The following is a 21060-nucleotide window of genomic DNA, read 5'->3' as shown; positions in this document are numbered from 1 at the left end:
GTAAGGAGAACAGTATGATTGTGGTAACAGGCGGTGCCGGTTTTATCGGGGCCAACATAGTTAAAGCATTGAACGCCCGTGGTCGAAACGATGTGATGGTCGTTGACGATCTACGCGATGGTACCAAATTTGTCAATTTAGCCGACTGCACGCTGGCGGATTATCTCGATAAAGATGATTTCCTCGCCAGGGTAAAAGCGGCTCTGAAGGGTGAAAGCGTCGATTTACCCAGGATTGAAGCGATTTTTCACGAAGGCGCCTGCTCGGATACTACCGAGTGGGATGGCCACTACATGATGGAAAATAACTTCGAGTACTCCAAAGTGCTACTTAATTACTGCGAGCAGCAGGGCATTCCCTTCTTATACGCCTCGTCAGCCGCTACCTATGGCGGCAGCGAGGTGTTTAAAGAGGTGCCCGAGTGTGAAAAACCACTTAACGTATACGGCTACTCAAAGCTGCTGTTTGATCAGCACGTGCGCTCGCGCTGGAGCGAGTTAACCACCCAGGTGGTGGGGTTTCGTTACTTTAATGTCTACGGCCCCCGTGAACAGCATAAGGGCAAAATGGCCAGCGTGGCCTATCACAATCATCTGCAAATTCGTAACGGCGAAACGCTCAAGCTGTTTGGTGCCTATGATGGTTTTGATGCCGGCATGCAGAGCCGCGACTTTGTTTATGTGGGCGATGTGGTCGATGTGAATCTTTGGTTTTTGGATCATCCTGATAAGTCAGGAATCTTCAATCTTGGCACTGGTCGGGCTGAGCCTTTTAAAGCCATTGGCGAGGCGGTTATCGACTTTTACGGTAAAGGTGAGATCGACTACATTACCTTCCCCGAAGAACTCAAAGGACGCTATCAGAGCTATACCCGAGCTGACATTGGTCAGCTACGTGAGAGCGGTTGTGATGTTGAGTTTAAAACCGTTGCTCAAGGGGTGAAAGCCTACCTGGAGTGGCTAAATGGCTAACTCAGCTCAGCGTCTGCTGGTGATTGGCCCTTCCTGGGTGGGTGATATGGTCATGGCACAGAGCCTGTTTATGACCTTAAAAGCCCGTCAGCCAGAGGCGACAATAGGCGTGGTTGCACCCGCGTGGTCTCAGCCTATTTTAGAGCGCATGCCCGAAGTGGACGAAGTGCTGCCGCTGGCAGTGGGCCACGGTCAATTTGGCTTGGCCAGTCGCCGTGAACTCGCTAACCGCCTGCGTGGCCGTTTTGATCGTGCCATTGTATTGCCACGCTCTTGGAAGGCAGCGTTGGTGCCCTTTATGGCGCGTATACCTGAACGCATAGGTTTTTTGGGCGAACACCGCTATGGGCTTCTCAAGGAGCGCCGCAAACTCGATAAACAGGTGCTGGATCAAACGGTAAAGCGCTTTGTATCGCTAGGCCTGCCCCTGGAAGAAGCGGCTAGCGGTGCCTTTGCGCTGCCCAAGCCACGCCTGCAAATTGACCATAATAATTTGGTCAATTTGCGGCTAACTCACGCGCTTTCTTCGCGCGCGGCGATTGGTATGATGCCGGGTGCTGAGTACGGCCCCGCCAAGCAGTGGCCGGTAAGCTACTTTCACAGCTTAGCCAAACGGCTGGTGGAAGAAGGGTTTGAAGTACGCGTACTCGGTGGGGCAAAGGATCATCCGGCGGGAGAGGAGATTACTCAGGGACTTGCCCATGCCCATAATCTATGTGGCAAAACGCAGTTGGCCGATGCGGTTGATCTGCTGGCAGATTGTCGGCAGGTAGTCACCAATGACTCGGGATTAATGCATGTGGCAGCAGCGGTAGGTGTTCGTGTCCATGCGCTATACGGCTCTTCATCGCCCGCTTACACGCCGCCTTTGACCGACAACGCCGTCATCCACTACTTAGAGCTCTCCTGCTCTCCCTGCTTTCAGCGTACCTGCCCGTTGGGGCACACCAACTGTCTTAATCAGCTCAGCGTTGAGCAAGTCCATCAGCAGATTCACGCGACTCATCAGTGGGAGAGCGTGAACGTTAATGGATGAGCTCAACTTCGTCTGCTTTGTCCGCAGGCGTCTCAACGGTTTGTTCTGGAGAGGGGGCTGAAGACTCATCGGGCTCGCGCCGCTGAGGGGAGATGCCCTCCCAAAGGCGGTGCTGAAGCGCCGTTTCTTCCTGCAAGCGCTCATTAAGCACCTCGATGCCATGCGCCTCTACTAGCGTTCGGTTATTGCTGAAAAGTGAAGTACCTAATCCAGCTCGGTCGCGTTCCAAACGAAAGCCCAGCGCATCTAACAGCGTGGGGAAAACATCCAGCATGGTCGCGTCGCGGCGAATACGCTGGGGCTCAATACCGTTACCCAGCATAATCAGCGTGTTATCACGATCTAATGCGGTCAGTTGATCCCACACTGAAACCCGCATCGTCAGATGATCGCTGAGTATGACCACTAAGGTGTTATCGAGAAGGCCCTCCGAGTCCAAGCGTTCAACTAGGTCTCGTGCAAGCCAAGTAGCGCACTCCACCGAGTAAAGAATATCCTGTCCATCGAATTCCCCCTGTTCTTCGACGCACGACTGTGAGGGGTAGCCATTGGGCGCATGGCCTGCCAAGTTCAGGCTAACCACGCCCCAGGGGCCGCTATCCTGACTATCTAAACGCCTGATCTCATCGGCGGTAATGTCATACAGCGTATCGTCATACAGTCCCCAGCTATTTACATACTCAGGATCCTCTAACAGAGGCTCTAACTCTTCACGTCCTTTCACTGTATTGAATTGGTGGCCGCGGTAGAACAGTCCTTTACCTGCGAACTGCGTACTGGCACCACCTAAATAGCTCAGCTGGTATCCCTGTGCAGCGAGGATGTCACCAAGGCAGTCGACGCCAGGAACGACTTTAGATAGGGGGTCAAACTGGCTGTCGTGAAGGAGGCCTGCGGGCATTAGCGGTACACCGCATTGGCTGGCGATCATGCCTGCCATGGTCCAGCCCGTGTTATCCATTTGGCGCACGCCTTCAAAGACGGCACCTCGCTCACCCAGCACGTTGAGGTCGGCGTAGACATCGCCAAATAGCTCGTTGGCGTAGGTGCGCTCAATGCTTTCCAAATATAGGATGAGTAAGTTAGGGGCGTCCCTTAGCTCCTCAGCGGGGGGCGGCTTGTAACGACGGTCCAGCCAGGCGCCGTCATCGGTGACTATCGAGGCGCTGCGTTGGCCTAGGCCATAAAGCAGCGGGTTGCTAGCCAGCAATAAAATAGCAAAGAAGCGCTCGGCTAACCGCCAGCGCTGGTCGTGGCGTGATAACCATGTCACGGCAGCCAGTACGCCGATCATTATCAGCGTATAGAGCACCGCGATAAGCATTTTGCCTGCGCCACCATGCTCGGCAATACCTGCCTGGAGGTGAAAAAATACCGCCCCTAGATCGACAATGCCAAAGCTATCCGCCAGGTAAACGTAAACGCCCCACAGGCTTAATGGTAGCAGCGACCAGGGCCACATTTTGCGATAACGAGCGTTGGCAGGCCGTCCCCAGCGTAGCTTAAGCCCCACACCAATCCATGCCGCCGCAACAAAAAATAGCGTCCACCATGGCAGGCGGGTCATTACCGTGACGGTATAACCCAGGCAGAGGCCGATGAGGATCAATGCAATGGCGGCGAGCCTAGCGGTATCCAATGTAGTGAAAGAGCGATAACGTATGATGATATTTACCTAATATAAATAGTGAAAAAGGGTGCACTACAGAAAATTAATTGCTCTGATGATAACGGCTACTCGGAGGGAAGTTGATAGGTGCGCTCGAAATATTTCTGCATGACCAAAAGACCAATCATACGCTCTTGATCGGTATTCATAAATTGAGCAAAGTAGCGGTTCGCATTAGCGATAATTTTTTTTGCCGCAGCGGGGTTTTCCCGGTAATAGGTGACTTTCTCCTCAAGGTCTGAATAATCATCCTTGAGCTGTACATAGTGATAATCGGGTAACAGCGTGCCTTCCATAAACCATGTTTCAAAGCGTGGACGTCGCATAAAACAGAGCGAATTAGAGGCCATTATCCATTTGAGGTTTGTGGCAACATCTTTGCCTTCTATACTGAGCACAAATTTATATTTCAGTTGCTCCAGTACCGACATAAAATGGCGATGCCAGGGCTGACCATGCGCGTTTTTGTGAATATCGCCCACGTTGCATAGTGGGTGATCATAAAAGTCTCGAATGAATTGACGCCGATGCTCTTGATGACAAGAACCTCGCCATACCACAAGGTCGAGCTTGTCATCATAGTGGTAAGGGTCTTTTACCGTGTAGTAGTGACGAACTCGGTTTAACTTAAGTAAAATTGAGTTTTGATTGCTTTCATTAATGGGTCGGCTTTTCACTAGGGTAGGCGCGTCCGGCACGGTGGTTACATCACCAAACCGATGGCAGAAGCGTAGTTCAGGCGGAAAATAGCGCAACACGCTGAGTAAGTCTAAGTAATAGGTGCCACTTTTTTCGCGCTTGAAACTAGATAAACTTATAGCCTCTTCAGGCAGTTCAACGTTTTTCTCCAGTTGATTACAGTAGTTAACTCGGAGAAGTAGCTGCTGCTGTTCCGCTTTTGACAATCGTTCTAGTGAACGAAGTAAATTTAATCTTTGCCGTTGCAGAAGCGTACTGGGAATCAGGCGGTGAACGGTATGTTGCGCATAAAAGCTTAGCTTATGGAGGTTCTTATGCGCTTTTGCAGTAGCCGCAAGCATAATCGTTAACTCACTATTGTTTGATAGAGGTGCCAGTACGCTGCAGTCATTGACTGAGGGCTATAATGATCTAAACGCTCAGTGGCTCCTTGGGCCAAGTGTTGCCGAAGAACGGCGTCCTGCCTTAATCGCATAATGCTGTTAGCCAGCGCATCGGCATCGCCGGACGGGATCAGTAATCCCGTCTGCTCATGCTTGACGATATCGGGGATGCCGCCAACCTTGGTAGCAATGACAGGAACGCCTAGCTGCATGACATCCAGCAATACGGAGCCCAAGCCTTCATTGCGTGAAGGAAATGCAAACACATCCAGGCCCGCCAGATAGTCGGCAATATTGCTTTTAAACCCCAGCCAGGAGACATTGGTAAGTGACGAGGATTCTGCTTTTAGCGTTTCTGCATCTTCGCCATCGCCTAGTAAAATAAACTGTATATCAGGTGCTTGATGCTCAAGCTTCTGCGCAGCCTGTAACAGCAATCGCTGACCTTTATGACGGTCTACCACGGCGCCTGCATGGCCCACCAAAAATTTGTTGGCAAAGTCATTGCGAAAATTTTTGATCGCCTCAGGCGAGGGCGTTAAGCGCGCATAGGCACTGGGTATCAAAGTAACGTCGCCACACTGATTGTCTTCCAGAAGACGCTTTATGACGTGGGAAAGGGCCACTCTGGCGGATGCATGAGAGTAACACTGCTGGTTGAACCACTTACGTTTGACGGGCGAATCGACACGGCGCGTAATTAAATAGGGCGTGCCTTTTAAACGATAGTGTAAGTAAGCCCAATGAACGCCTTTGGCATCGTGGGCATGTACCAAATGAGTATTACCCTGCCGTGTCTTACCGAACGATGTCTCGCCGAGATGAAAATGTCCGGCTAACTGATAATTGGCTGACTGAAAATTGAGTCGCGCTACACCCTGCAGGTGCCGGCGCATGGGGGAGTCACGACGACAAACCAGCGTTTGCGAAATATCGTTTGATGTCTGCTCTGCTAACGTTTTAATTAATAACTCAGTTTGGCGTTCGCCACCGCGAAATCCACGTGCTAAATTTACATGCGTGATATGCATTGATCACCAAACCTTATTAAAATCTTCCGCTTCAAGCACTTTTGGATCACGCTGGTATTCGAGTAGCTTGGCATACTTTAAGTAGCTATTGAGTCCTGCGCTGATCGCAACGGTCATGCCATCTACCCCGCCCATAAAGCCTCGCTGAAATATATATTTGCGTACAAAGGCATTCAGGCCATGTGCAAACGGTGAAAAAGCGTTGGCTCGTTTCCCTTTCTGAAACATAATCTTGGCCGCACGACCGCTGAAGTTGCGCCCTGGCTTGGCAAATAACTGGCCTAGGTTAGCAAAGGAGTAATGCACTATATCGGCGTTAAGTCGCTTGGGGTTGGAAGCCCCTATGCTAGCGTGCTGTTTTACATCAGCAAAGCGAGCATGGTGTCGGTTGTAGAGTCGAATGCAGTAATCTGGATACCAGCCACAGACTTTAATCCAGCGTGAGCCAATCATATTGCGACGGCGGAAGGCATAAGCATCATGTTCGGTTGTCGCAAGGTCGAGTTGACGAATCGCTTCGACCATTTCCGGGGTTAGGCGTTCATCGGCGTCTAAGCTGAGCACCCAGTCATACGTTACATGCGCTAGCGCGATATTTTTTTGAATGCCGTCGCCTAAATAGGCCTGTTGCACCACCTTGGCGCCTAACTCACGCGCGATAGCGGTGGTTCGATCCTGGCTGCCTGAATCCACTACAACGATGTCGACACATACTTGGCGAGCAGACGCAATGCAGTCCGCAATATTGGCTTCTTCGTTAAAGGTAATAATATTAGCCGATATCATGAAACAGGCATCTCTTGCAGAAAGGCGGAAGTAATGTGTGCTGGAGAAAAACGTTCCAGCCAACGTTCATCAATAGCGTAGCCGTCCGCTTCAAGAATGCCATCAACACGGGCCGCTAACGCCTCCGGTGTCATTTCACAAAGGTAAGCTTCCAGCTCATCGGCCATAATATCACGCACCCCGCCTGGGCAATCGACCGAGACAATGGGGGTTTGGCAGGCCAGTGCTTCGAGCAGTACGATGCCAAGTCCTTCGTGGGCGGAGCTCAAAATGAAGAGACGCGCATGATGCATCCAAGGGTAAGGGTTTAATTGTCGGCCCGCAAAAGTAACGCGTGCCGCAATGCCCAGCTCAATGGCTAGCGCCTCCAGCTCTTTGCGCAGGGGCCCCTCGCCGACAATCACCAGCGGAAGGGTGGTCTGCATCTTGGCATACGCCCGCAGCAGTAGGTGATGATTCTTCTGCGGTACCAAGCGGGCTACGTTGAGTAAATAGGGGAAATTGGGCTGCTCGGGGAAGTCTTCGAGCATCGCCTTTCGGATGGCCGCTAAAGGGCATGGATTGGTGATGGTTCTCAGTGATAATGGCTGCACCTTTAGCGCCTGCATGGACGTTGCGATCTGTTTTTCGACACCGTGAGATACGCTAATCAGATGTTTATTATGAAACAGACAGCGTGCTTTTAATCGCTCCAGCCAGGGAGCTTGGCCTGAGGTAGGTTTGACGATATTTTCCAGTACATAACAGGCGCGCGGGTCTTGGAAAGACCATAGCGTTTCAAAGGTACCAATGCCGCGGAAAATAATTCGGTCGAAAGCACCGTGTTGGCGCTCAAGGCGACGTACTTCGCGACGAAAAAGTTTTCCGCCCCACCAGCCTGACAATAAAAAATAGCTTTTCCGAAACGCGCTATTGAGCAGGCGAGCTGCCACCTCAATAATACCGCCCACACCCGATGTCCAAATGGCACGTGAAAGTGCGAAATGGTGGACATTGACCCGCTCATTGTTCGGCGCTAACTGAGGAGGCCGCCGCTTAAAGTACATCAAATGGCTGTCATGGCCCTGCTCGGCAAAGGCATCAGCAAGGTTCACTGCTACCCGTTCCATGCCACCAATTTTTAACGTACGCACGACAATCAATACCTTCATGTGGGCGAGTCCTTTTGGTGTGAGGGAAGTTGTAACACCGGCTTGCGCTGCAACTGCTGACGCCGCCGCCGAGTCTTAAACCACGCCAGCATTTGCTTGAGGCGCTGTTGTAGGGGCGGAGGGGGAACGCTAACCGACTGCGGCCAGGGGGTTAATGAAAGATAGTGTTGATATAAATAGGCAAGCGGATGGCGGCTGTCCGTGTGCCATGGTTTCTTTGCGCCAATAAAATGGATGATCGCTGGATCACGGGTTGCGTATTCAAGTTCCTGCTGCCAATGGGCATAGTGAGATACTTTTTTTTCCACTGCTGGATAAGCGTATGGCTGCATATTCCAGCGCATGGGTAGTCGATACCAATCTTGGAAAATAAGATTTAAGGCGTCCTGATCGGGATAGCTCAGGCTGTAATCGTGCTGCTTTAATATCTGCTCTACTTGGCCTAGCACATTGCGAGCTTTCCACCCTTCTAGATCCACTACAAGGACACCGGAATTAAAATAGTGTTGATAACCCAGGCCCATTCGACTCAGTTCGGTTCCCTGTAGATTAGCCACACTGGCTAAGGGAGCCCCCTGCATGTCGAATGACAACAGGTTGGCGATATCGTCTATTACCACTAGATCGCAGTCTAAATAAATAACTTTCTGGCAGCTGGATGGCAGCCAATTGTGCATGCCTAGGCGTAGCATGGCGGCGGGACCAAAACGGCCTAATGTTAACTCTGGCCAGCTATTGTTCTCCGCTTCGATGACCGTTAGCGATGCAGGCAGTGTCGTAAACCAGCGGTGCAGCTGTTGATGCTTATGAGTAGATAGCTGGTAGCCTAATAAATGGAAATGCAGCGCTTCAGGTGTCTCGCTGTGACAAATAGTGGATGCCATGACGGCTGCCGCCTTGTCGACATACCCTTCATCGCAGCACAGGACAATAGTAATCATGGCAGATCCTTTTCGATACGAGTATTGGCTTTTGAACTGTTAGACCGCAATGCGGGTTTCCATATGTGAGTAAGGGTGCCTGCCAGAACGACATTAAACAAAAATACCCCTGTCCAAAATATCAAGTATGATTCGAAAAGGTTAACCACACTCCAAAAGCATATAAAAGCATATAAAAATAGCAGAATATCACCTGGCATATCACCGCGTTTCCATGCGGACCAGGCATTTTTTATAAACCATATGACTAAATAAAAGTAAGCGGCTAGGCCTACTAATCCATACTGTAGTGTGATTTCAAGATAGAGGTTATGTAGATGACCAAAATTTAAGGCTTGATAATGTGCTTGGTTATATTTGATATGATCAAACAAATAATCAACGCCTTGTTCACCCCAGCCCAGCAAAGGGCGCTGGGCAATCATATCGATGGCGGCGCGCCAACTATACAATCGCTCTCCTACACTAGAACGTACTTCGTCAGTTGACAAAGGCACAGAACTCCAGTCACCTCTCAGTAGTGCCTGAATGGTATCCAACTCTGCAGTGGCTCTTTCAATCACTAAAGAGCTGTTGCTAATGATAAGAATAACTAAACACGTTGATAGTAGGAAAATTGATAGTAAATATTTGTTTGAAATACGTTTCCGGTACTCGATAAAAACGAACAGACATACCGTTAACAAACCTGCAAACACTCCGAGCCAAGTAGCGCGGGTTTGCGAAATGATAACGCCAGCGATGATGACAAGAAAAGCTAGACTCCATAGGGTCAGTTTTCCATAGTGCTGGAAAGGAGCTCTTAGCAGCCGAGGCAGGAAAATGATCAATCCCATTAGAACCGTGCCAAAAAACATGGCTGAATGCTGAACGTTACGAATGCCAAACCCAATGCGTTCGCCGAGAAAACCAAGTTGAAAATCAGCGAGTCCATTGCCCGCGATCCATGGTGCCAGTACGACGGCTGCGCTAGCAATACTCCAGAAAAGAAGTGTGTTTCGCGTACTTCCCGCAAGCCACCAGGCAAAAATAACAAATACAAACAGTCGGGCAATGTGATCCAATTTAGGGTAGTCACCTGCCAGGTGTGGAAGTGTCAGCGTTAAATAAAACCAATGACACACAGCCAAGAGTAAAGCCCACCACAGCATATGAAGGACATGATGCTTCCATATGGAGTTGGCATAGATTTTTATGCTAACTAAACCGGTGATAGATAATAATAACTTATTAAGATCGCTAAAATCGTCAAAGTGCGGTTTTGAAAAAACGTAAAACAACGTAGTTAACACACCTATCACTATTAAAGGTAGGGGCGTTTTTCCTAAATAATGTGTTTCCCATAAGCTCGAAGGGATCTTTCGTTGCATATACTCAATTTCTCAGTTATTTGCCGCATCGATGGATTGCCAGGCATTTCAAAAAAGCTAATTTGAGTGGGTCTCGTTATACGTTTAGCCAAAATAACCTTTTAGAATGTTGCCCATTGCGTCTGAGCTGTGAGGGGCAGCAGAAAATTTACCTAGCGAGCGCTCTAAGCGAGCTAAATTATTTCTCTGCCATTTTCCCGGTCCACGAAGGCGGCAGCGATCCAGGTCAATTAGCCAAGGTGCACCAGTAGGATCGATCAAAATATTGCGCGCGTTCAGGTCGACATGATCAAGCCCCGCTTGATGAAAGCGGTGAATCATAGCACCTACACGCTGCAACAGCGCTTCATCGGCCAAGTCGTTGACCAGTAGCTCAGCGAATGCTTTGGCGCCGGCAATGCGCACGGTGATCAACGCGGCTTCATAAGTCAGCCCAGATCTGAAAACTCCGCACGCAACGGGGCGTGGGACAGGAAGCCCTTGCTCAAACAGCGCGGCGGTCAAGCGCAGCTCACGAAATGCCCGGGTTCGCTCAGCGCCAGTCCATAAGTAGCGTTTTTCACTGAGCTTGGCTGCCATACCGCCGCGACGGTAGGGTCTTAGCACCCACTGCTCGGTTGGCGTTGCCTGTAAAAACAGGCTGCTGCCCCGGCCAGGCGCTTCGCCCACAATTAACCCGCGTTCACGCCAGTAATCGCTAGTGAATAGGTCGGGATCAATTTGGTGTGTTCCCGGCGCGTCACATAAACTGTCTACATCATGTAAAATCAGCCAATTTCTCTGCCGGAGTGCCGCTAAGCGCATGAAGCCCTCTCTGCCTGTTCAGCCTAACCACATTGCCATTTTGCGCCTCTCCGCCCTAGGAGACGTGTGCAATCTTGTGCCCACGGTGCGGGCGTTGCAGCGCCAGTGGCCCGATGCGCGCATTACCTGGATTATCGGTAAGGGGGAGCACAGTCTACTGGCGGGGCTATCCGGGGTCGAGTTCGTTGTTTACGACAAGTCGACCGGTCTTGCCGGTATGCGCGCGTTATGGCGTCAGCTTGCCGATACGCGCTTTGATGTGCTGCTGCATATGCAGCAGGCCATCCGTGCCAGCGTGCTGTCGTTAGGGCTGAAGGCTGACGTACGCGTGGGCTATGACAAGGCGCGCGCCAAAGATGCTCAGCACTGGTTCACTCAGCATCAGCTTGCGCCGCACCCCAATGCCCATGTGTTGGAGTCGTTTATGGACTTTGCCCGAGTGCTTGGCGTAGAGGATGATCGCTTAACTTGGGACTTGCCGGTGCCTGACACGGCACGTAACGAAGCGCGGGTTATCAGCGGTGACGCCCCGTACCTAGTGATTAACCCGTGCAGCAACGTGCGTCTGCGTAATTTTCGCAACTGGTCGGTAGAGGGTTATGCCAGCGTGGTTGAACACGCCTGGGTGCAGCACGGTCTTAAAAGCGTGTTGACCGGCGGTGGCAGTGCTCTGGAGCGGGAAATTGGCGATCAAATTGAAGCGCTTTGCCAGCCTGGGTGCGTAATTAATGCCATTGGCGGCACCTCGCTAAAAGGGGTTTTAGCGCTGATCGATCAAGCCCAAGCAGTGATAGCGCCGGATACCGGCCCTATCCATATGGCCAATGCGATGGGAACGCCTGCTTTGGGGCTTTATGCGTCCACCAATCCCCAGCGTGCCGCGCCCTATTTATGGCGTGATTTTGCAGTGAACGTTTATCCTGAAGCGGTGCGTACCTATCTGCATAAGTCAGTAGACGAGGTGAGTTGGGGCCAGCGGGTGCGTCACCCCAGCGCCATGATGCTGATTAAAGCAGACGATGTTATCGCTAAACTGGATACACTGCTGGCGCATTCCGTCTCTGCCGCCAGCGCAGGGAGCAACGATGAAAATTGATTTAACCGCCTTAGAGCATGCCCGCGTGCTAGTGGTCGGCGATGTGATGCTAGATCGCTACTGGCATGGCGGTACCTCTCGGATTTCCCCCGAAGCGCCGGTGCCGGTTGTGCGGGTGGAAGATGTCGAAGATCGCCCAGGTGGGGCGGCCAATGTGGCGCTGAACATTACCTCCCTTGGCGGCCATGCCGTACTGGCGGGTGTGATCGGCGACGATGACAACGCGCAGATTCTACAAGCCAGTTTAAATGCCTCGGGTGTAAGTACTTACTTTCAGCGTAGTGCTGAAATACCCACGATCACTAAGCTGCGTGTGATGAGCCGTAACCAACAGCTGCTGCGTCTGGATTTCGAGCAGCGGTTGGACAGTGTTGATACTAGCGAGCTAGTGACGCAGGTAGAACGGGCGCTACCCGACTGCGACGTCGTGATTCTTTCCGACTATGGCAAAGGTACCCTGAATCAGGTGGAAAATCTGATTGCCAACGCAAGGGCCCAGGGCAAGCGAGTGCTGATCGATCCGAAAGGGCAAGATTTCAGCAAATATCGTGGGGCTAGTTTAATCACCCCCAATCTCATCGAGTTTGAAGCGGTGGTTGGCCCCTGTGCGACGGATGCCGAGTTATCGAGTCGTGGCGAAGCACTGCGCGCGGAGTTGGAGCTGGAAGCGTTGCTGATTACTCGCAGCGAAAAGGGCATGACGCTGATCCGCGAAGGCCACGCGCCGCTGCACTTACCTACCCGCGCTCAGGAGGTCTTCGATGTAACAGGGGCAGGGGACACCGTTATTGGTTTGATGGGGCTCGCACTGGCGGCGGGCCACGCCTTTCCCGAAGCGATGATGCTCGCTAACTTAGCGGCCGGATTGGTAGTGGCCAAACCGGGTACAGCCACGCTGTCGATCGCCGAGCTCTACACCGCGCTACACGGCGATAAGCTGGCCGAGTTTGGGGTCATTGAGCCAGACGTGCTGATAGAAGCTGTAAGGGCTGCTCAGCTACGTGGTGAGCGAGTGGTCATGACCAACGGCTGCTTCGATATCCTACACGCAGGCCATGTCGCTTATCTGGAGCAGGCTAAACGGCTGGGAGATCGTTTAATCGTCGCGGTTAACGACGACGCCTCCATTGGTCGGCTAAAAGGCCCTAAGCGTCCAATCAACCCCTTACATCGGCGTATGCAGGTGTTGGCGGGGTTAGGCGCCGTCGATTGGGTCGTGCCGTTTAGTGACGATACCCCCCAGGCGCTGATCGAAGCGGTATTGCCGGATATTTTAGTCAAAGGCGGCGACTACCGGCCAGAAGATATCGCCGGGGGCGCAGCCGTTATGGCCAATGGTGGCGAGGTTAAAGTGCTGGGTTTTGAAGACGGCGTTTCGACCTCGGCGATGATTAGTTCGATTCTAGATCGTGAGCGCTAAGAAACCTCTGATGGCTTTACCCACTTGGCCTCGTCTTGCCTACTCAGCGGCGCTGTATGCGCTCTCACCGCTGATTGGCTGGCGTATCTGGCATGAGCAAGTGCCCACTTACTCACGTCTCCAGAGGCTGGGGTTGCGCCTTGAGCCGCTTCCACCCACACCGCGCATTTGGCTGCACTGCGCCTCGGTGGGAGAAATACGCGCTGCGCGTCCGCTGATAGAGGGGCTATTAGAACGCTATCCAGCCCATAGCCTACTGCTCACCACCATGACGGCCACCGGTGCCCAGCAGTCCAAGGCGCTGATTGGCGAGCAATCCCTAGCCGATCAAGCCAGGCTTGCCCATCGTTTCCTGCCGCTGGACTTTCCTGGTGCTGCCAAACGCTTTGTGCAGCGTGTTAAACCCGAGCTTGCCATTCTGTTTGAAACCGAGCTATGGCCTAATCTGATCCACGCCTGTCGTCAGCAGGGGCTACCCGTGGCGGTAGTGAATGGGCGCTTATCGCCTCGGGCTTTTAAGCGTTACCAACGGCTGCGCCCGTTGATGGCCTGCACGCTTGCCGAGATTAGTTGGCTAGCCGCCAAATCACCGGCAGACGCAGAACGCTTTATTGCCCTAGGCTGTAGTTCGGACATCACGCATACAGTCGGTTCGTTAAAATTTGAATTAGTCAGCCCAGGAAAAGCGATAAAAGAGGGTGAGCACTTACTTCGAGAATGGGGCGAGCGTCCTGTTTGGGTAGCGGGCTCCACTCGCGAAGGCGAAGAAGCGTTGCTGCTTCAGGCCCATCGCCGACTGCTGCAGCGCTACCCTGATGCGCTGCTCGTGCTGGTGCCCCGCCACCCCCAGCGCTTTGACGAGGCGGCCAAGCTGTGCCAAACAGAGGGTTGGGCATTCAGTCGCCGCAGCCAGCAGCAGCCCGTCACAATGCAAACCCAGGTTTACCTGGGGGATACGCTGGGTGAACTGGCGATGCTTTATACAGCGGGCCGTGTGGCCTTTGTCGGGGGCAGTCTAGTGTCGCTGGGCGGGCATAATGTACTTGAACCGGCGGCTTTGGGACGCCCGGTGCTCAGTGGCTCTTCAATTGAAAATTTTGCCGATGTGGCAGAGCCGCTGCAAGCAGCAGGTGCGCTCACCTTGGTCGACACCCCTGACGCCTTAGCAGAGGCAGTGGCGGGCTACCTTGCTGCGCCGGAGCTTGCCCAACAGGCTGGGCAAGCAGGGCGCGCGGTGATTGAGGCACACAAAGGCGCCCTGGCCCGTACCCTGGCTGGGCTGGAGGCCCTGCTGCCCCGGTAACGCAGCAGCGTTATTTAAGCGCGATCCTTTCTACGCCATCTTCTTTGCCTAGCAGCAGAACATCCGCGCCGCGGGCAGCAAACAGCCCATTGGTCACCACGCCGACGATAGCGTTGATGCGCGCTTCCATGGACACCGGATCTGCGATCATAAATTCATAGCAGTCGATAATTTGGTTGCCATTGTCGGTGACCACTCCCTGGCGATAGACCGGCTCGGCGCCAAGTGCGACAAGCTCGCGGGCGACATAGGAGCGTGCCATAGGGATGACTTCTACCGGTAGCGGAAAATGACCTAACTGGGGCACGTACTTTGAGCCATCGGCGATGCAGATAAAGCGTTTTGCGCAGGCAGCTACGATTTTCTCGCGGGTAAGCGCAGCACCTCCGCCTTTAATCATATGTAAGTGAGCATTCACTTCGTCTGCGCCATCGATGTAAAAGGGAACTGTGCCTACGCTATTAAGCTCAAATACCTCAATGCCTAGTTTTTCAAGACGCTCGGCACTCGCCTTAGAACTCGCTACCGCGCCTTTAAAGCGGTCACGCAACGGCCCTAGGCGATCGATAAACAGGTTCGCCGTGGAGCCGGTGCCAATCCCTAAGATGGTATCCTTTTCCAACTGAGCTTTAATTTCTTCAATCGCTGCATCCGCTACGGCGGCCTTCAGTTCATCCTGGTTCATAGTCAGCCTAGTGGGTCAAAGTATGGTTAGTGTCGAGAGAGTTAGTCAGAGAAGTGCTCGTGGCGCTAGTATAGCGGTCTAAACGCCGCCTGCCGATGGCAACCCGGCTAGACGCCGCTAGGCGTAATCTGCTACCAATAAATGCTTTGTCCGTTCACGTTCTTCCCTTGGGATACCCGCATGCTAGAAGCAACCGTCAAAAAGATCCTCCAAGCCCGCGTTTATGAAGCCGCTTGTGAGACACCGATTTCGCCTGCTCCCTTTTTGTCGCGTCGTTTCAACAACCAGATTTTGATTAAGCGCGAAGACCTACAGCCGGTGTTTTCGTTCAAAATCCGTGGTGCCTATAACAAAATGGCGCAGCTGTCTCAGGAGCAAAAAGATAAAGGCGTGATTGCCGCTTCTGCCGGTAACCATGCCCAAGGGTTGGCCATGGCCGCCAAGCTGATGGGGGTCAAAGCCGTTATAGTGATGCCGCGGATCACGCCGGATATCAAAGTCCAGGCGGTGCGCGCCCGGGGCGCCAAAGTCATCCTCAAAGGGGACGCCTTCGCCGCTGCCGCAGAGCATGCACAGGAACTGATTAAAGAGCACGGCTACACCTACATTCCGCCGTTTGACGATATCGACGTGGTGGCCGGTCAAGGCACTATCGGCGTGGAAATTCTGCGTCAACACGCTGGGCGTTTAGACGCTATTTTTGTGCCGGTTGGCGGTGGTGGGCTGATTGCTGGTGTCGCGGCCTATGTGAAGTATCTACGCCCGGATATCAAAGTGATCGGTGTCGAGGCCGAAGATAGCGCCTGCCTAAAAGCCGCCTTAGAGGCGGGTGAGCGCGTGGTGCTTGACCAAGTAGGCGTTTTTGCCGAAGGCGTCGCGGTCGCACAAATTGGCGAGGTGCCGTTTTCGCTGGTCAAAGACCTGATCGACGGCGTTATTACCGTCAATACCGATGAGATGTGTGCAGCGGTGAAAGATATTTTTGAAGATACCCGTGCAGTGGCGGAAACCTCCGGCGCGCTCTCGCTGGCAGGACTCAAAAAATACGTGCAGCAAACCGGTGCCGAAGGTGAGACGCTGATCTGTATTAATTCCGGGGCCAATACCAACTTTGATCGTTTGCAGCACATCGCCGAGCGCACGGAGCTAGGCGAACAGCGCGAAGCAATACTGGCGGTGACCATTGCCGAGAAACCTGGAAGCTTTAAAAAGTTTTGCCGCACGCTAGGCAAGCGCATGGTGACAGAGTTCAGCTATCGCTATGCCGATAGCAACGAAGCGCATATTTATGTAGGCGTCCAGGTTAAGCCCGGTGGCGAAGACCGCCAGGCAGTCATCGAAAAACTGCGTGAAGGCGGCTACCAAGTGGAAGATCTCACCGATAACGAGTTGGCGAAGTTGCATATTCGCCACTTGAGTGGCGGCCGTCCCAGCGAGCGTTTCGAAGAAGAAGTGTACCGCTTTGAGTTCCCCGAGCGCCCAGGCGCTTTGATGAACTTTTTGACCCAACTGCCCCACGACTGGAATATCTCGTTGTTTCATTATCGCAACCATGGTGCGGCCTATGGTCGAGTGCTGGTGGGTATGCAAGTGCCTAACGGCGACCGCACCCATGTGGCTGAGTATTTAGATGCCATCGGTTACCGTTACTGGCGCGAGAGCGATAATCCAGCCTATCGACTGTTTATGGCTTAATCATTCACCACTGTATGTAAGTGCTTGCTCACCTTAAACGTCAGAGCTGCTAGTAACGCAACGAAACTTAATCCTCAGAAATGAGGCTAAAAAATGTCGTTAAAGCAGTTGTCAACGATGGCCTTATAGCCCTATAGTCGTGAGTGAAATTAAGCAAATCCGCCATCCTTTAGAAAACAGTAATTGAGTGGCGGGTTTGGCACATTCGGCAACAGCAAAGGTGTTGGAGAAGCGGCATGCGGCGGAAGAAGCCTGATATGGTAATGGCGTTGATGGTGGTGTTTGCATTAGGGGTGCTGGCTACCGGCTATGCACAGGCGCTATCGGGAAGCTAATCCCGACAAGCTAATCTCTATAAGTGATCACCTACAGCGACAACGCTGTTAACCCGCAAGGCGATAGATATCAGACAAGAGGGGCTGATCCTTTATTGGATCGGCCTTTTTTTATGGCGACGTACGCAGCCTTGGTCACTGACCACCGCTTGTAAGGGCACATCCCAGGGCTCTACAGGCAGCGAAGCCACTTGCTGGCAGGCATGGGCGACACCAATCAACGTAGGCGCCGGGCCGGGGCGATGCATGAATGCCAAGCTGCGGTCATAAAAACCGCCCCCCATGCCCATGCGGTTAGCATTAGCATCAAACCCGACTAGCGGCACAATTAACGTATCTAATGCCCAGGCGGATATGCGGTTGCGTCGCTCAGCGCCAAAACGTAAGTCGGGCTCCCAAATGCCAAAGCGGTTTTGCACCATGGGGGTGTCAGGGCGATAGGCGACAAACCACAAGCGGTTAGCGCTAAGCGGGCGTAAAACCGGTAGGTAAATAGCGACGTTACGCTGGCGCAGCCAGGGAAGTAGCGGGGTAGGGTCAATTTCGCCGTTGACAGGCAGGTAGAGACTTAAGCGTCTTGCGCGACGGATTTCAGGCAGGGTTTTCAATTGCTGGCATAAGCGCTGGGCCGCAAGGCGCTGCTCATTCTGAGAAAGGGCTCGGCGTTGATGACGTAGAAAGCGACGCATCTCCCGCTTATCGACGTCCCGATGGAGACTTTCCATGCAGATGTTCTCTCATGCCCTATAGTTTCTCATAAAGCGGGTGTTCTCCAGAGTGCCGCTGTCATTCTGGCCCTGAACCTACTGGTTCAGGTGGGTGGCCGCAGCCAGACCGTCAGGCTTTCCGACGCACGGACATGCACACGGGCCTGGCTAGCATTTGGCCCCCTGGGTATTACGCATAGGCTCGAGGGACTATAACGACTGGCGTACACCCCAGAGAACTCCGCCATCCTAACAGAGCGATGGCTAATGCCAAAGGGCTGGGTTAAACGTTCGCAGCGTCTTTGGATAGTTGACCGCGCTTTCAGATAAAGCCTAAGACTGGCGTGTTTTGGTCAACGCCTTTTCAAGGCGGTCATTTAATCGGTTAAGGTTCTCTTCACCGGCACGATGCTCATCCATGGCTTCAAGCAGCTCGTGGGTGATATTGAGCGCCGCCATAATGGCCACTCGTTCGCTGCCGAGAACGCTGCTTTGGGCATTGATACCCTGCATGGCACGGTCTAAATAGCGTGCTGCGCGGTCAAGTTTGGCTTCTTCGCCCGTGTCGCAGGCAATGATATAGCCGCGCCCTAACAGGGTTATTTCTTTGGTTGGCCGCTTGGCGTTACTCATCAAAGACTCCAGCACGGGCCAGCAAGGCGCCCAATGCGTTAACATCACAGCATAGGAAGATAGGTGTCACTCACTATAAGAGAGGCGCTTGTGCGCGGTCAACGCGCAGAGATCTCTGTGACACATATTATCCAAGGCGCACGATGGCAGGTTGAAGCGAGGATCTTTCGACCATGGCCGGAAAAGGTTCCCAACAATTCCGGCATTTCCGCCATCCATGGCGGTCAGATGGCGAAATTAGCGCCCAGGGATGGGTTCACAGCGCCCTCGCGGAAACCTGTCCTCGTGCCGAATCCCAGATGTGCCACACACCCAGTGAATACGAGGTTATTAACGACTATGTCATTGATTGATGAACGTCAGGACTTTTCTGACGTGGCGGATGTATTTCTCCTGCATGGCAGCATGCAGTCACCGGCTTTTTTGGATGGCCGTTTATGTGCGCTGCTGGCGTTACGCGATGTGAGTGCAGAGGCTTGGTTGGACGAAGTCTGCCAAAGCCTTGGTGTTGAGCAGCCCCGCGATCAGGCAAGTGCTGAGCGACTATTAGGCTGGCGGCGGCAAACCGTAGAGGCGCTCAGCGCTAGCGACCTGGACTATACACCGCTACTACCCGATGAACTGTTCTCCCTTGGCGAGCAGGCGCAAGGCCTTAAAGAGTGGACGCTGGGCTTTATCGAAGTCGTCGACGAAGTGGCGGACAACGAGCTGCGCGAACGCTGGTCCCAAGCGCTGCGCGAGGCGATTAGTGACTTAGAAGGGTTAGGCCGAATCGATACCGATATCGACGATAGCCCAGAAAACGAAAACGATCTGTTTGCGCTTACCGAGCATGCCCGCATGGCGGCGATGTTGCTGTATACCGAGCAGCACCCAGGGATGCCGCAAGTCGAGCAAACCGATGCGCCCGTTCACTAATCACGCCGCTTTGATAGGAGTCGCTATGCTGCCTGACCCTGAGTTGCCAACATTGTTACCTCGTCCCCCTGCGATCAGCGTGGCCGAGTATCGCCACCGCCGCGATGCTCTCATGGCCCAACTGCCGGATAACGCAGTGGTGGTGCTTCCCGGCGCCGGGCTGATGACCCGTTCACGTGACAGCGAATTTGCCTTCCGCCAAAACAGCGATTTTTATTACCTGACCGGCATTTGCGAGCCGGATGCGCTATTGGTGCTGCTCCCTGGGCGCGTTGAAGGTGAGAGCGTGGTGTTCTGTCAAGATCGTGACCCTACCATGGAAGCGTGGACAGGGCGTCGTCTGGGTGCCGCTGGCGTGGTGGCCGAGTACGGCATTGATCAAGCGTATGAAAACGCTGATCGCGATGAACGGCTACCCGAATTGTTAGCGGGGCGTGAGCTGCTTTATCTGCCGCTAGGCAATGGCGAAGCCGTGGCAATTGCCGAAGATGCCTTGGCTGCTGCCCAGGCGGGGCTGAGACGCGGGCGGCCGCCGCTAAAAGGTTGGCTGGATCTCAGCCCGTTGATTCACGCCATGCGGCTAATCAAAAGCGACGCTGAAATCGCTCTGCTCAAGCATGCGGCGCTGATATCTGCCCATGCTCACCGGCGCGCTATGCAGGTCGCCCGCCCAGGCCTGAGTGAATTTCAGCTCCAGGCTGAGTTAGAGCATGAGTTTGTCTGGCAGGGCGCCAGTGGCCCCGCTTACAGCACGATTGTGGGTAGCGGTGCCAACGCCTGCGTACTGCACTATATTGAAAACAGCGCACCGCTATGCGAAGACGGCTTGGTGCTGATTGATGCGGGCGCCGAGTTTGAGCTGTATGCCGGTGATATCACCCGCACATTTCCGGTAGCTGGGCGGTTCAATGACCCCCAGCGGGCGCTCTATCAAGTGGTGCTCGATGCACAAGAGCGTGCCGTTAGCGCTATCCAGCCTGGGGTGACACTGGCGGATATCCATCAAGGCGTGGTGCATGACTTAACCGCCGGGCTAATTCAGCTTGGTCTGCTGGAAGGCGAGGTTCAGGCGCGCATTGATGACGAGAGCTACCGGCGCTTTTACCTGCACTCAACGTCACACTGGTTGGGATTGGACGTCCACGATGTCGGCACTTATAAGTTAAATGAGCAAACGCCCCGACCACTGGTGGCAGGCATGGTGCTTACCGTAGAGCCCGGCCTGTATATCCCTAGCGATGACGATATTCCTGACGCCTATCAGGGCATAGGGATTCGTATTGAAGATAATGTGGTCGTCACTAATGAAGGCCATGCAGTACTGACTGCAGATGTGCCCAAGCAGATCGTTGAAATCGAAGCATTGATGGCTAAAAAGTAACCAGCCATAAATCTTTGCAACGACCTTTATGTAAATTACGTTACGA

General features: G+C 53.2%; 19 protein-coding genes and 1 other RNA gene. 8 read left to right on the top strand and 12 right to left on the bottom strand.

What is annotated here, in order from left to right; all coding sequences use genetic code 11:
- Nucleotides 1–14: 14 nt before the first annotated feature.
- Together rfaD and waaF are read left to right on the top strand one after the other, a co-directional pair.
- Nucleotides 15–971, top strand: coding sequence for an ADP-glyceromanno-heptose 6-epimerase (gene rfaD, locus ACT3UM_RS05350; RefSeq protein WP_498896780.1), 957 nt, complete (start codon nucleotides 15–17; stop codon nucleotides 969–971).
- Entirely contained in the window at nucleotides 964–2007 is a 1044-nt protein-coding gene (waaF, locus tag ACT3UM_RS05345) for a lipopolysaccharide heptosyltransferase II (protein WP_498896778.1), read from the top strand. Before rfaD ends, waaF begins: the two co-directional genes overlap by 8 nt.
- On the opposite strand, the gene ACT3UM_RS05340 is transcribed toward waaF, so the two are convergent.
- The 8 genes from ACT3UM_RS05340 to ACT3UM_RS05305 form a co-directional block, all read right to left on the bottom strand.
- The gene (locus ACT3UM_RS05340) at nucleotides 1997–3574 is read right to left on the bottom strand and encodes a sulfatase-like hydrolase/transferase (protein WP_498897215.1); all 1578 of its coding nucleotides are present in this window, start codon (nucleotides 3572–3574) and stop codon (nucleotides 1997–1999) included. The two genes, waaF and ACT3UM_RS05340, sit on opposite strands and share 11 nt — an antisense overlap.
- Before the next feature lie 167 nt (nucleotides 3575–3741).
- Complete coding sequence (locus tag ACT3UM_RS05335; protein ID WP_498896776.1) at nucleotides 3742–4716, bottom strand: glycosyl transferase family 90; 975 nt, start codon at nucleotides 4714–4716, stop codon at nucleotides 3742–3744.
- Nucleotides 4717–4721: 5 nt separating this feature from the next.
- Nucleotides 4722–5789, bottom strand: coding sequence for a glycosyltransferase family 4 protein (locus ACT3UM_RS05330; protein ID WP_498896774.1), 1068 nt, complete (start codon nucleotides 5787–5789; stop codon nucleotides 4722–4724).
- Between the two features lie 3 nt (nucleotides 5790–5792).
- On the bottom strand, nucleotides 5793–6575 hold the full coding sequence (locus tag ACT3UM_RS05325) for a glycosyltransferase family 2 protein (RefSeq protein ID WP_498896772.1): 783 nt from the start codon (nucleotides 6573–6575) through the stop codon (nucleotides 5793–5795).
- On the bottom strand, nucleotides 6572–7726 hold the full coding sequence (locus ACT3UM_RS05320; RefSeq protein ID WP_498896770.1) for a glycosyltransferase: 1155 nt from the start codon (nucleotides 7724–7726) through the stop codon (nucleotides 6572–6574). The genes ACT3UM_RS05325 and ACT3UM_RS05320 overlap by 4 nt, the downstream gene beginning before the upstream one ends.
- Entirely contained in the window at nucleotides 7723–8667 is a 945-nt protein-coding gene (locus ACT3UM_RS05315; protein ID WP_498896768.1) for a glycosyltransferase family 8 protein, read from the bottom strand. Before ACT3UM_RS05315 ends, ACT3UM_RS05320 begins: the two co-directional genes overlap by 4 nt.
- Complete coding sequence (locus ACT3UM_RS05310) at nucleotides 8664–10037, bottom strand: O-antigen ligase family protein (protein ID WP_498896766.1); 1374 nt, start codon at nucleotides 10035–10037, stop codon at nucleotides 8664–8666. The genes ACT3UM_RS05315 and ACT3UM_RS05310 overlap by 4 nt, the downstream gene beginning before the upstream one ends.
- 84 nt (nucleotides 10038–10121) lie before the next feature.
- Nucleotides 10122–10841: a 3-deoxy-D-manno-octulosonic acid kinase gene (locus ACT3UM_RS05305; protein ID WP_498896764.1), complete on the bottom strand. Its 720-nt coding sequence runs from the start codon at nucleotides 10839–10841 to the stop codon at nucleotides 10122–10124.
- Between ACT3UM_RS05305 and ACT3UM_RS05300 the strand changes: the two genes are divergently transcribed.
- Genes ACT3UM_RS05300 through waaA form a run of 3 tightly spaced genes read left to right on the top strand, consistent with a single transcriptional unit; the run spans nucleotide 10840 to nucleotide 14660 of the window.
- Nucleotides 10840–11937 carry a glycosyltransferase family 9 protein gene (locus tag ACT3UM_RS05300; protein WP_498896762.1) on the top strand — a complete coding sequence of 366 codons (1098 nt, stop codon included), beginning with the start codon at nucleotides 10840–10842 and terminating at the stop codon, nucleotides 11935–11937. The two genes, ACT3UM_RS05305 and ACT3UM_RS05300, sit on opposite strands and share 2 nt — an antisense overlap.
- Nucleotides 11927–13357 carry a bifunctional D-glycero-beta-D-manno-heptose-7-phosphate kinase/D-glycero-beta-D-manno-heptose 1-phosphate adenylyltransferase HldE gene (hldE, locus tag ACT3UM_RS05295; RefSeq protein WP_498896760.1) on the top strand — a complete coding sequence of 477 codons (1431 nt, stop codon included), beginning with the start codon at nucleotides 11927–11929 and terminating at the stop codon, nucleotides 13355–13357. The genes ACT3UM_RS05300 and hldE overlap by 11 nt, the downstream gene beginning before the upstream one ends.
- 10 nt (nucleotides 13358–13367) lie before the next feature.
- Entirely contained in the window at nucleotides 13368–14660 is a 1293-nt protein-coding gene (gene waaA / locus ACT3UM_RS05290; RefSeq protein ID WP_498896758.1) for a lipid IV(A) 3-deoxy-D-manno-octulosonic acid transferase, read from the top strand.
- Nucleotides 14661–14670: 10 nt separating this feature from the next.
- On the opposite strand, the gene rpiA is transcribed toward waaA, so the two are convergent.
- A complete protein-coding gene (gene rpiA, locus ACT3UM_RS05285; RefSeq protein ID WP_498896756.1) occupies nucleotides 14671–15345 on the bottom strand; it encodes a ribose-5-phosphate isomerase RpiA in 675 nt (224 codons plus the stop codon).
- A 180-nt stretch (nucleotides 15346–15525) separates the two neighbouring features.
- Between rpiA and ilvA the strand changes: the two genes are divergently transcribed.
- The gene (gene ilvA / locus ACT3UM_RS05280) at nucleotides 15526–17040 is read left to right on the top strand and encodes a threonine ammonia-lyase, biosynthetic (RefSeq protein WP_498896754.1); all 1515 of its coding nucleotides are present in this window, start codon (nucleotides 15526–15528) and stop codon (nucleotides 17038–17040) included.
- Nucleotides 17041–17467: 427 nt separating this feature from the next.
- Here ilvA and ACT3UM_RS05275 read toward each other — a convergent pair whose 3' ends face one another.
- The 3 genes from ACT3UM_RS05275 to ACT3UM_RS05265 form a co-directional block, all read right to left on the bottom strand.
- Nucleotides 17468–18100: a 5-formyltetrahydrofolate cyclo-ligase gene (locus tag ACT3UM_RS05275; protein WP_498896752.1), complete on the bottom strand. Its 633-nt coding sequence runs from the start codon at nucleotides 18098–18100 to the stop codon at nucleotides 17468–17470.
- 40 nt (nucleotides 18101–18140) lie between these two features.
- A non-coding RNA gene (gene ssrS, locus ACT3UM_RS05270) (6S RNA) lies at nucleotides 18141–18323 on the bottom strand.
- Nucleotides 18324–18415: 92 nt separating this feature from the next.
- A complete protein-coding gene (locus tag ACT3UM_RS05265; RefSeq protein ID WP_498896750.1) occupies nucleotides 18416–18715 on the bottom strand; it encodes a cell division protein ZapA in 300 nt (99 codons plus the stop codon).
- A 339-nt stretch (nucleotides 18716–19054) separates the two neighbouring features.
- Between ACT3UM_RS05265 and ACT3UM_RS05260 the strand changes: the two genes are divergently transcribed.
- The gene (locus ACT3UM_RS05260) at nucleotides 19055–19633 is read left to right on the top strand and encodes a UPF0149 family protein (RefSeq protein ID WP_498896748.1); all 579 of its coding nucleotides are present in this window, start codon (nucleotides 19055–19057) and stop codon (nucleotides 19631–19633) included.
- Between the two features lie 25 nt (nucleotides 19634–19658).
- Nucleotides 19659–21014, top strand: a complete 1356-nt coding sequence (gene pepP / locus ACT3UM_RS05255) for a Xaa-Pro aminopeptidase (protein WP_498896747.1) — start codon at nucleotides 19659–19661, stop codon at nucleotides 21012–21014.
- Nucleotides 21015–21060 lie beyond the last annotated feature (46 nt).

It is taken from the genome of Halomonas sp. AOP13-D3-9 (assembly GCF_052379125.1).
Lineage (GTDB): Bacteria > Pseudomonadota > Gammaproteobacteria > Pseudomonadales > Halomonadaceae > Vreelandella.
This window is presented reverse-complemented; position numbering and strand designations above follow the sequence as displayed.

Coding starts and splice junctions, on each gene's coding strand:
- rfaD (WP_498896780.1), top strand. CDS start 15: ATGATTGTGGTAACAGGCGGTGCCGGTTTTATCGGGGCCAACATAGTT.
- waaF (WP_498896778.1), top strand. CDS start 964: ATGGCTAACTCAGCTCAGCGTCTGCTGGTGATTGGCCCTTCCTGGGTG.
- ACT3UM_RS05340 (WP_498897215.1), bottom strand. CDS start 3,574: ATGACCCGCCTGCCATGGTGGACGCTATTTTTTGTTGCGGCGGCATGG.
- ACT3UM_RS05335 (WP_498896776.1), bottom strand. CDS start 4,716: ATGCTTGCGGCTACTGCAAAAGCGCATAAGAACCTCCATAAGCTAAGC.
- ACT3UM_RS05330 (WP_498896774.1), bottom strand. CDS start 5,789: ATGCATATCACGCATGTAAATTTAGCACGTGGATTTCGCGGTGGCGAA.
- ACT3UM_RS05325 (WP_498896772.1), bottom strand. CDS start 6,575: ATGATATCGGCTAATATTATTACCTTTAACGAAGAAGCCAATATTGCG.
- ACT3UM_RS05320 (WP_498896770.1), bottom strand. CDS start 7,726: ATGAAGGTATTGATTGTCGTGCGTACGTTAAAAATTGGTGGCATGGAA.
- ACT3UM_RS05315 (WP_498896768.1), bottom strand. CDS start 8,667: ATGATTACTATTGTCCTGTGCTGCGATGAAGGGTATGTCGACAAGGCG.
- ACT3UM_RS05310 (WP_498896766.1), bottom strand. CDS start 10,037: ATGCAACGAAAGATCCCTTCGAGCTTATGGGAAACACATTATTTAGGA.
- ACT3UM_RS05300 (WP_498896762.1), top strand. CDS start 10,840: ATGAAGCCCTCTCTGCCTGTTCAGCCTAACCACATTGCCATTTTGCGC.
- ACT3UM_RS05305 (WP_498896764.1), bottom strand. CDS start 10,841: ATGCGCTTAGCGGCACTCCGGCAGAGAAATTGGCTGATTTTACATGAT.
- hldE (WP_498896760.1), top strand. CDS start 11,927: ATGAAAATTGATTTAACCGCCTTAGAGCATGCCCGCGTGCTAGTGGTC.
- waaA (WP_498896758.1), top strand. CDS start 13,368: ATGGCTTTACCCACTTGGCCTCGTCTTGCCTACTCAGCGGCGCTGTAT.
- rpiA (WP_498896756.1), bottom strand. CDS start 15,345: ATGAACCAGGATGAACTGAAGGCCGCCGTAGCGGATGCAGCGATTGAA.
- ilvA (WP_498896754.1), top strand. CDS start 15,526: ATGCTAGAAGCAACCGTCAAAAAGATCCTCCAAGCCCGCGTTTATGAA.
- ACT3UM_RS05275 (WP_498896752.1), bottom strand. CDS start 18,100: ATGGAAAGTCTCCATCGGGACGTCGATAAGCGGGAGATGCGTCGCTTT.
- ACT3UM_RS05265 (WP_498896750.1), bottom strand. CDS start 18,715: ATGAGTAACGCCAAGCGGCCAACCAAAGAAATAACCCTGTTAGGGCGC.
- ACT3UM_RS05260 (WP_498896748.1), top strand. CDS start 19,055: ATGTCATTGATTGATGAACGTCAGGACTTTTCTGACGTGGCGGATGTA.
- pepP (WP_498896747.1), top strand. CDS start 19,659: ATGCTGCCTGACCCTGAGTTGCCAACATTGTTACCTCGTCCCCCTGCG.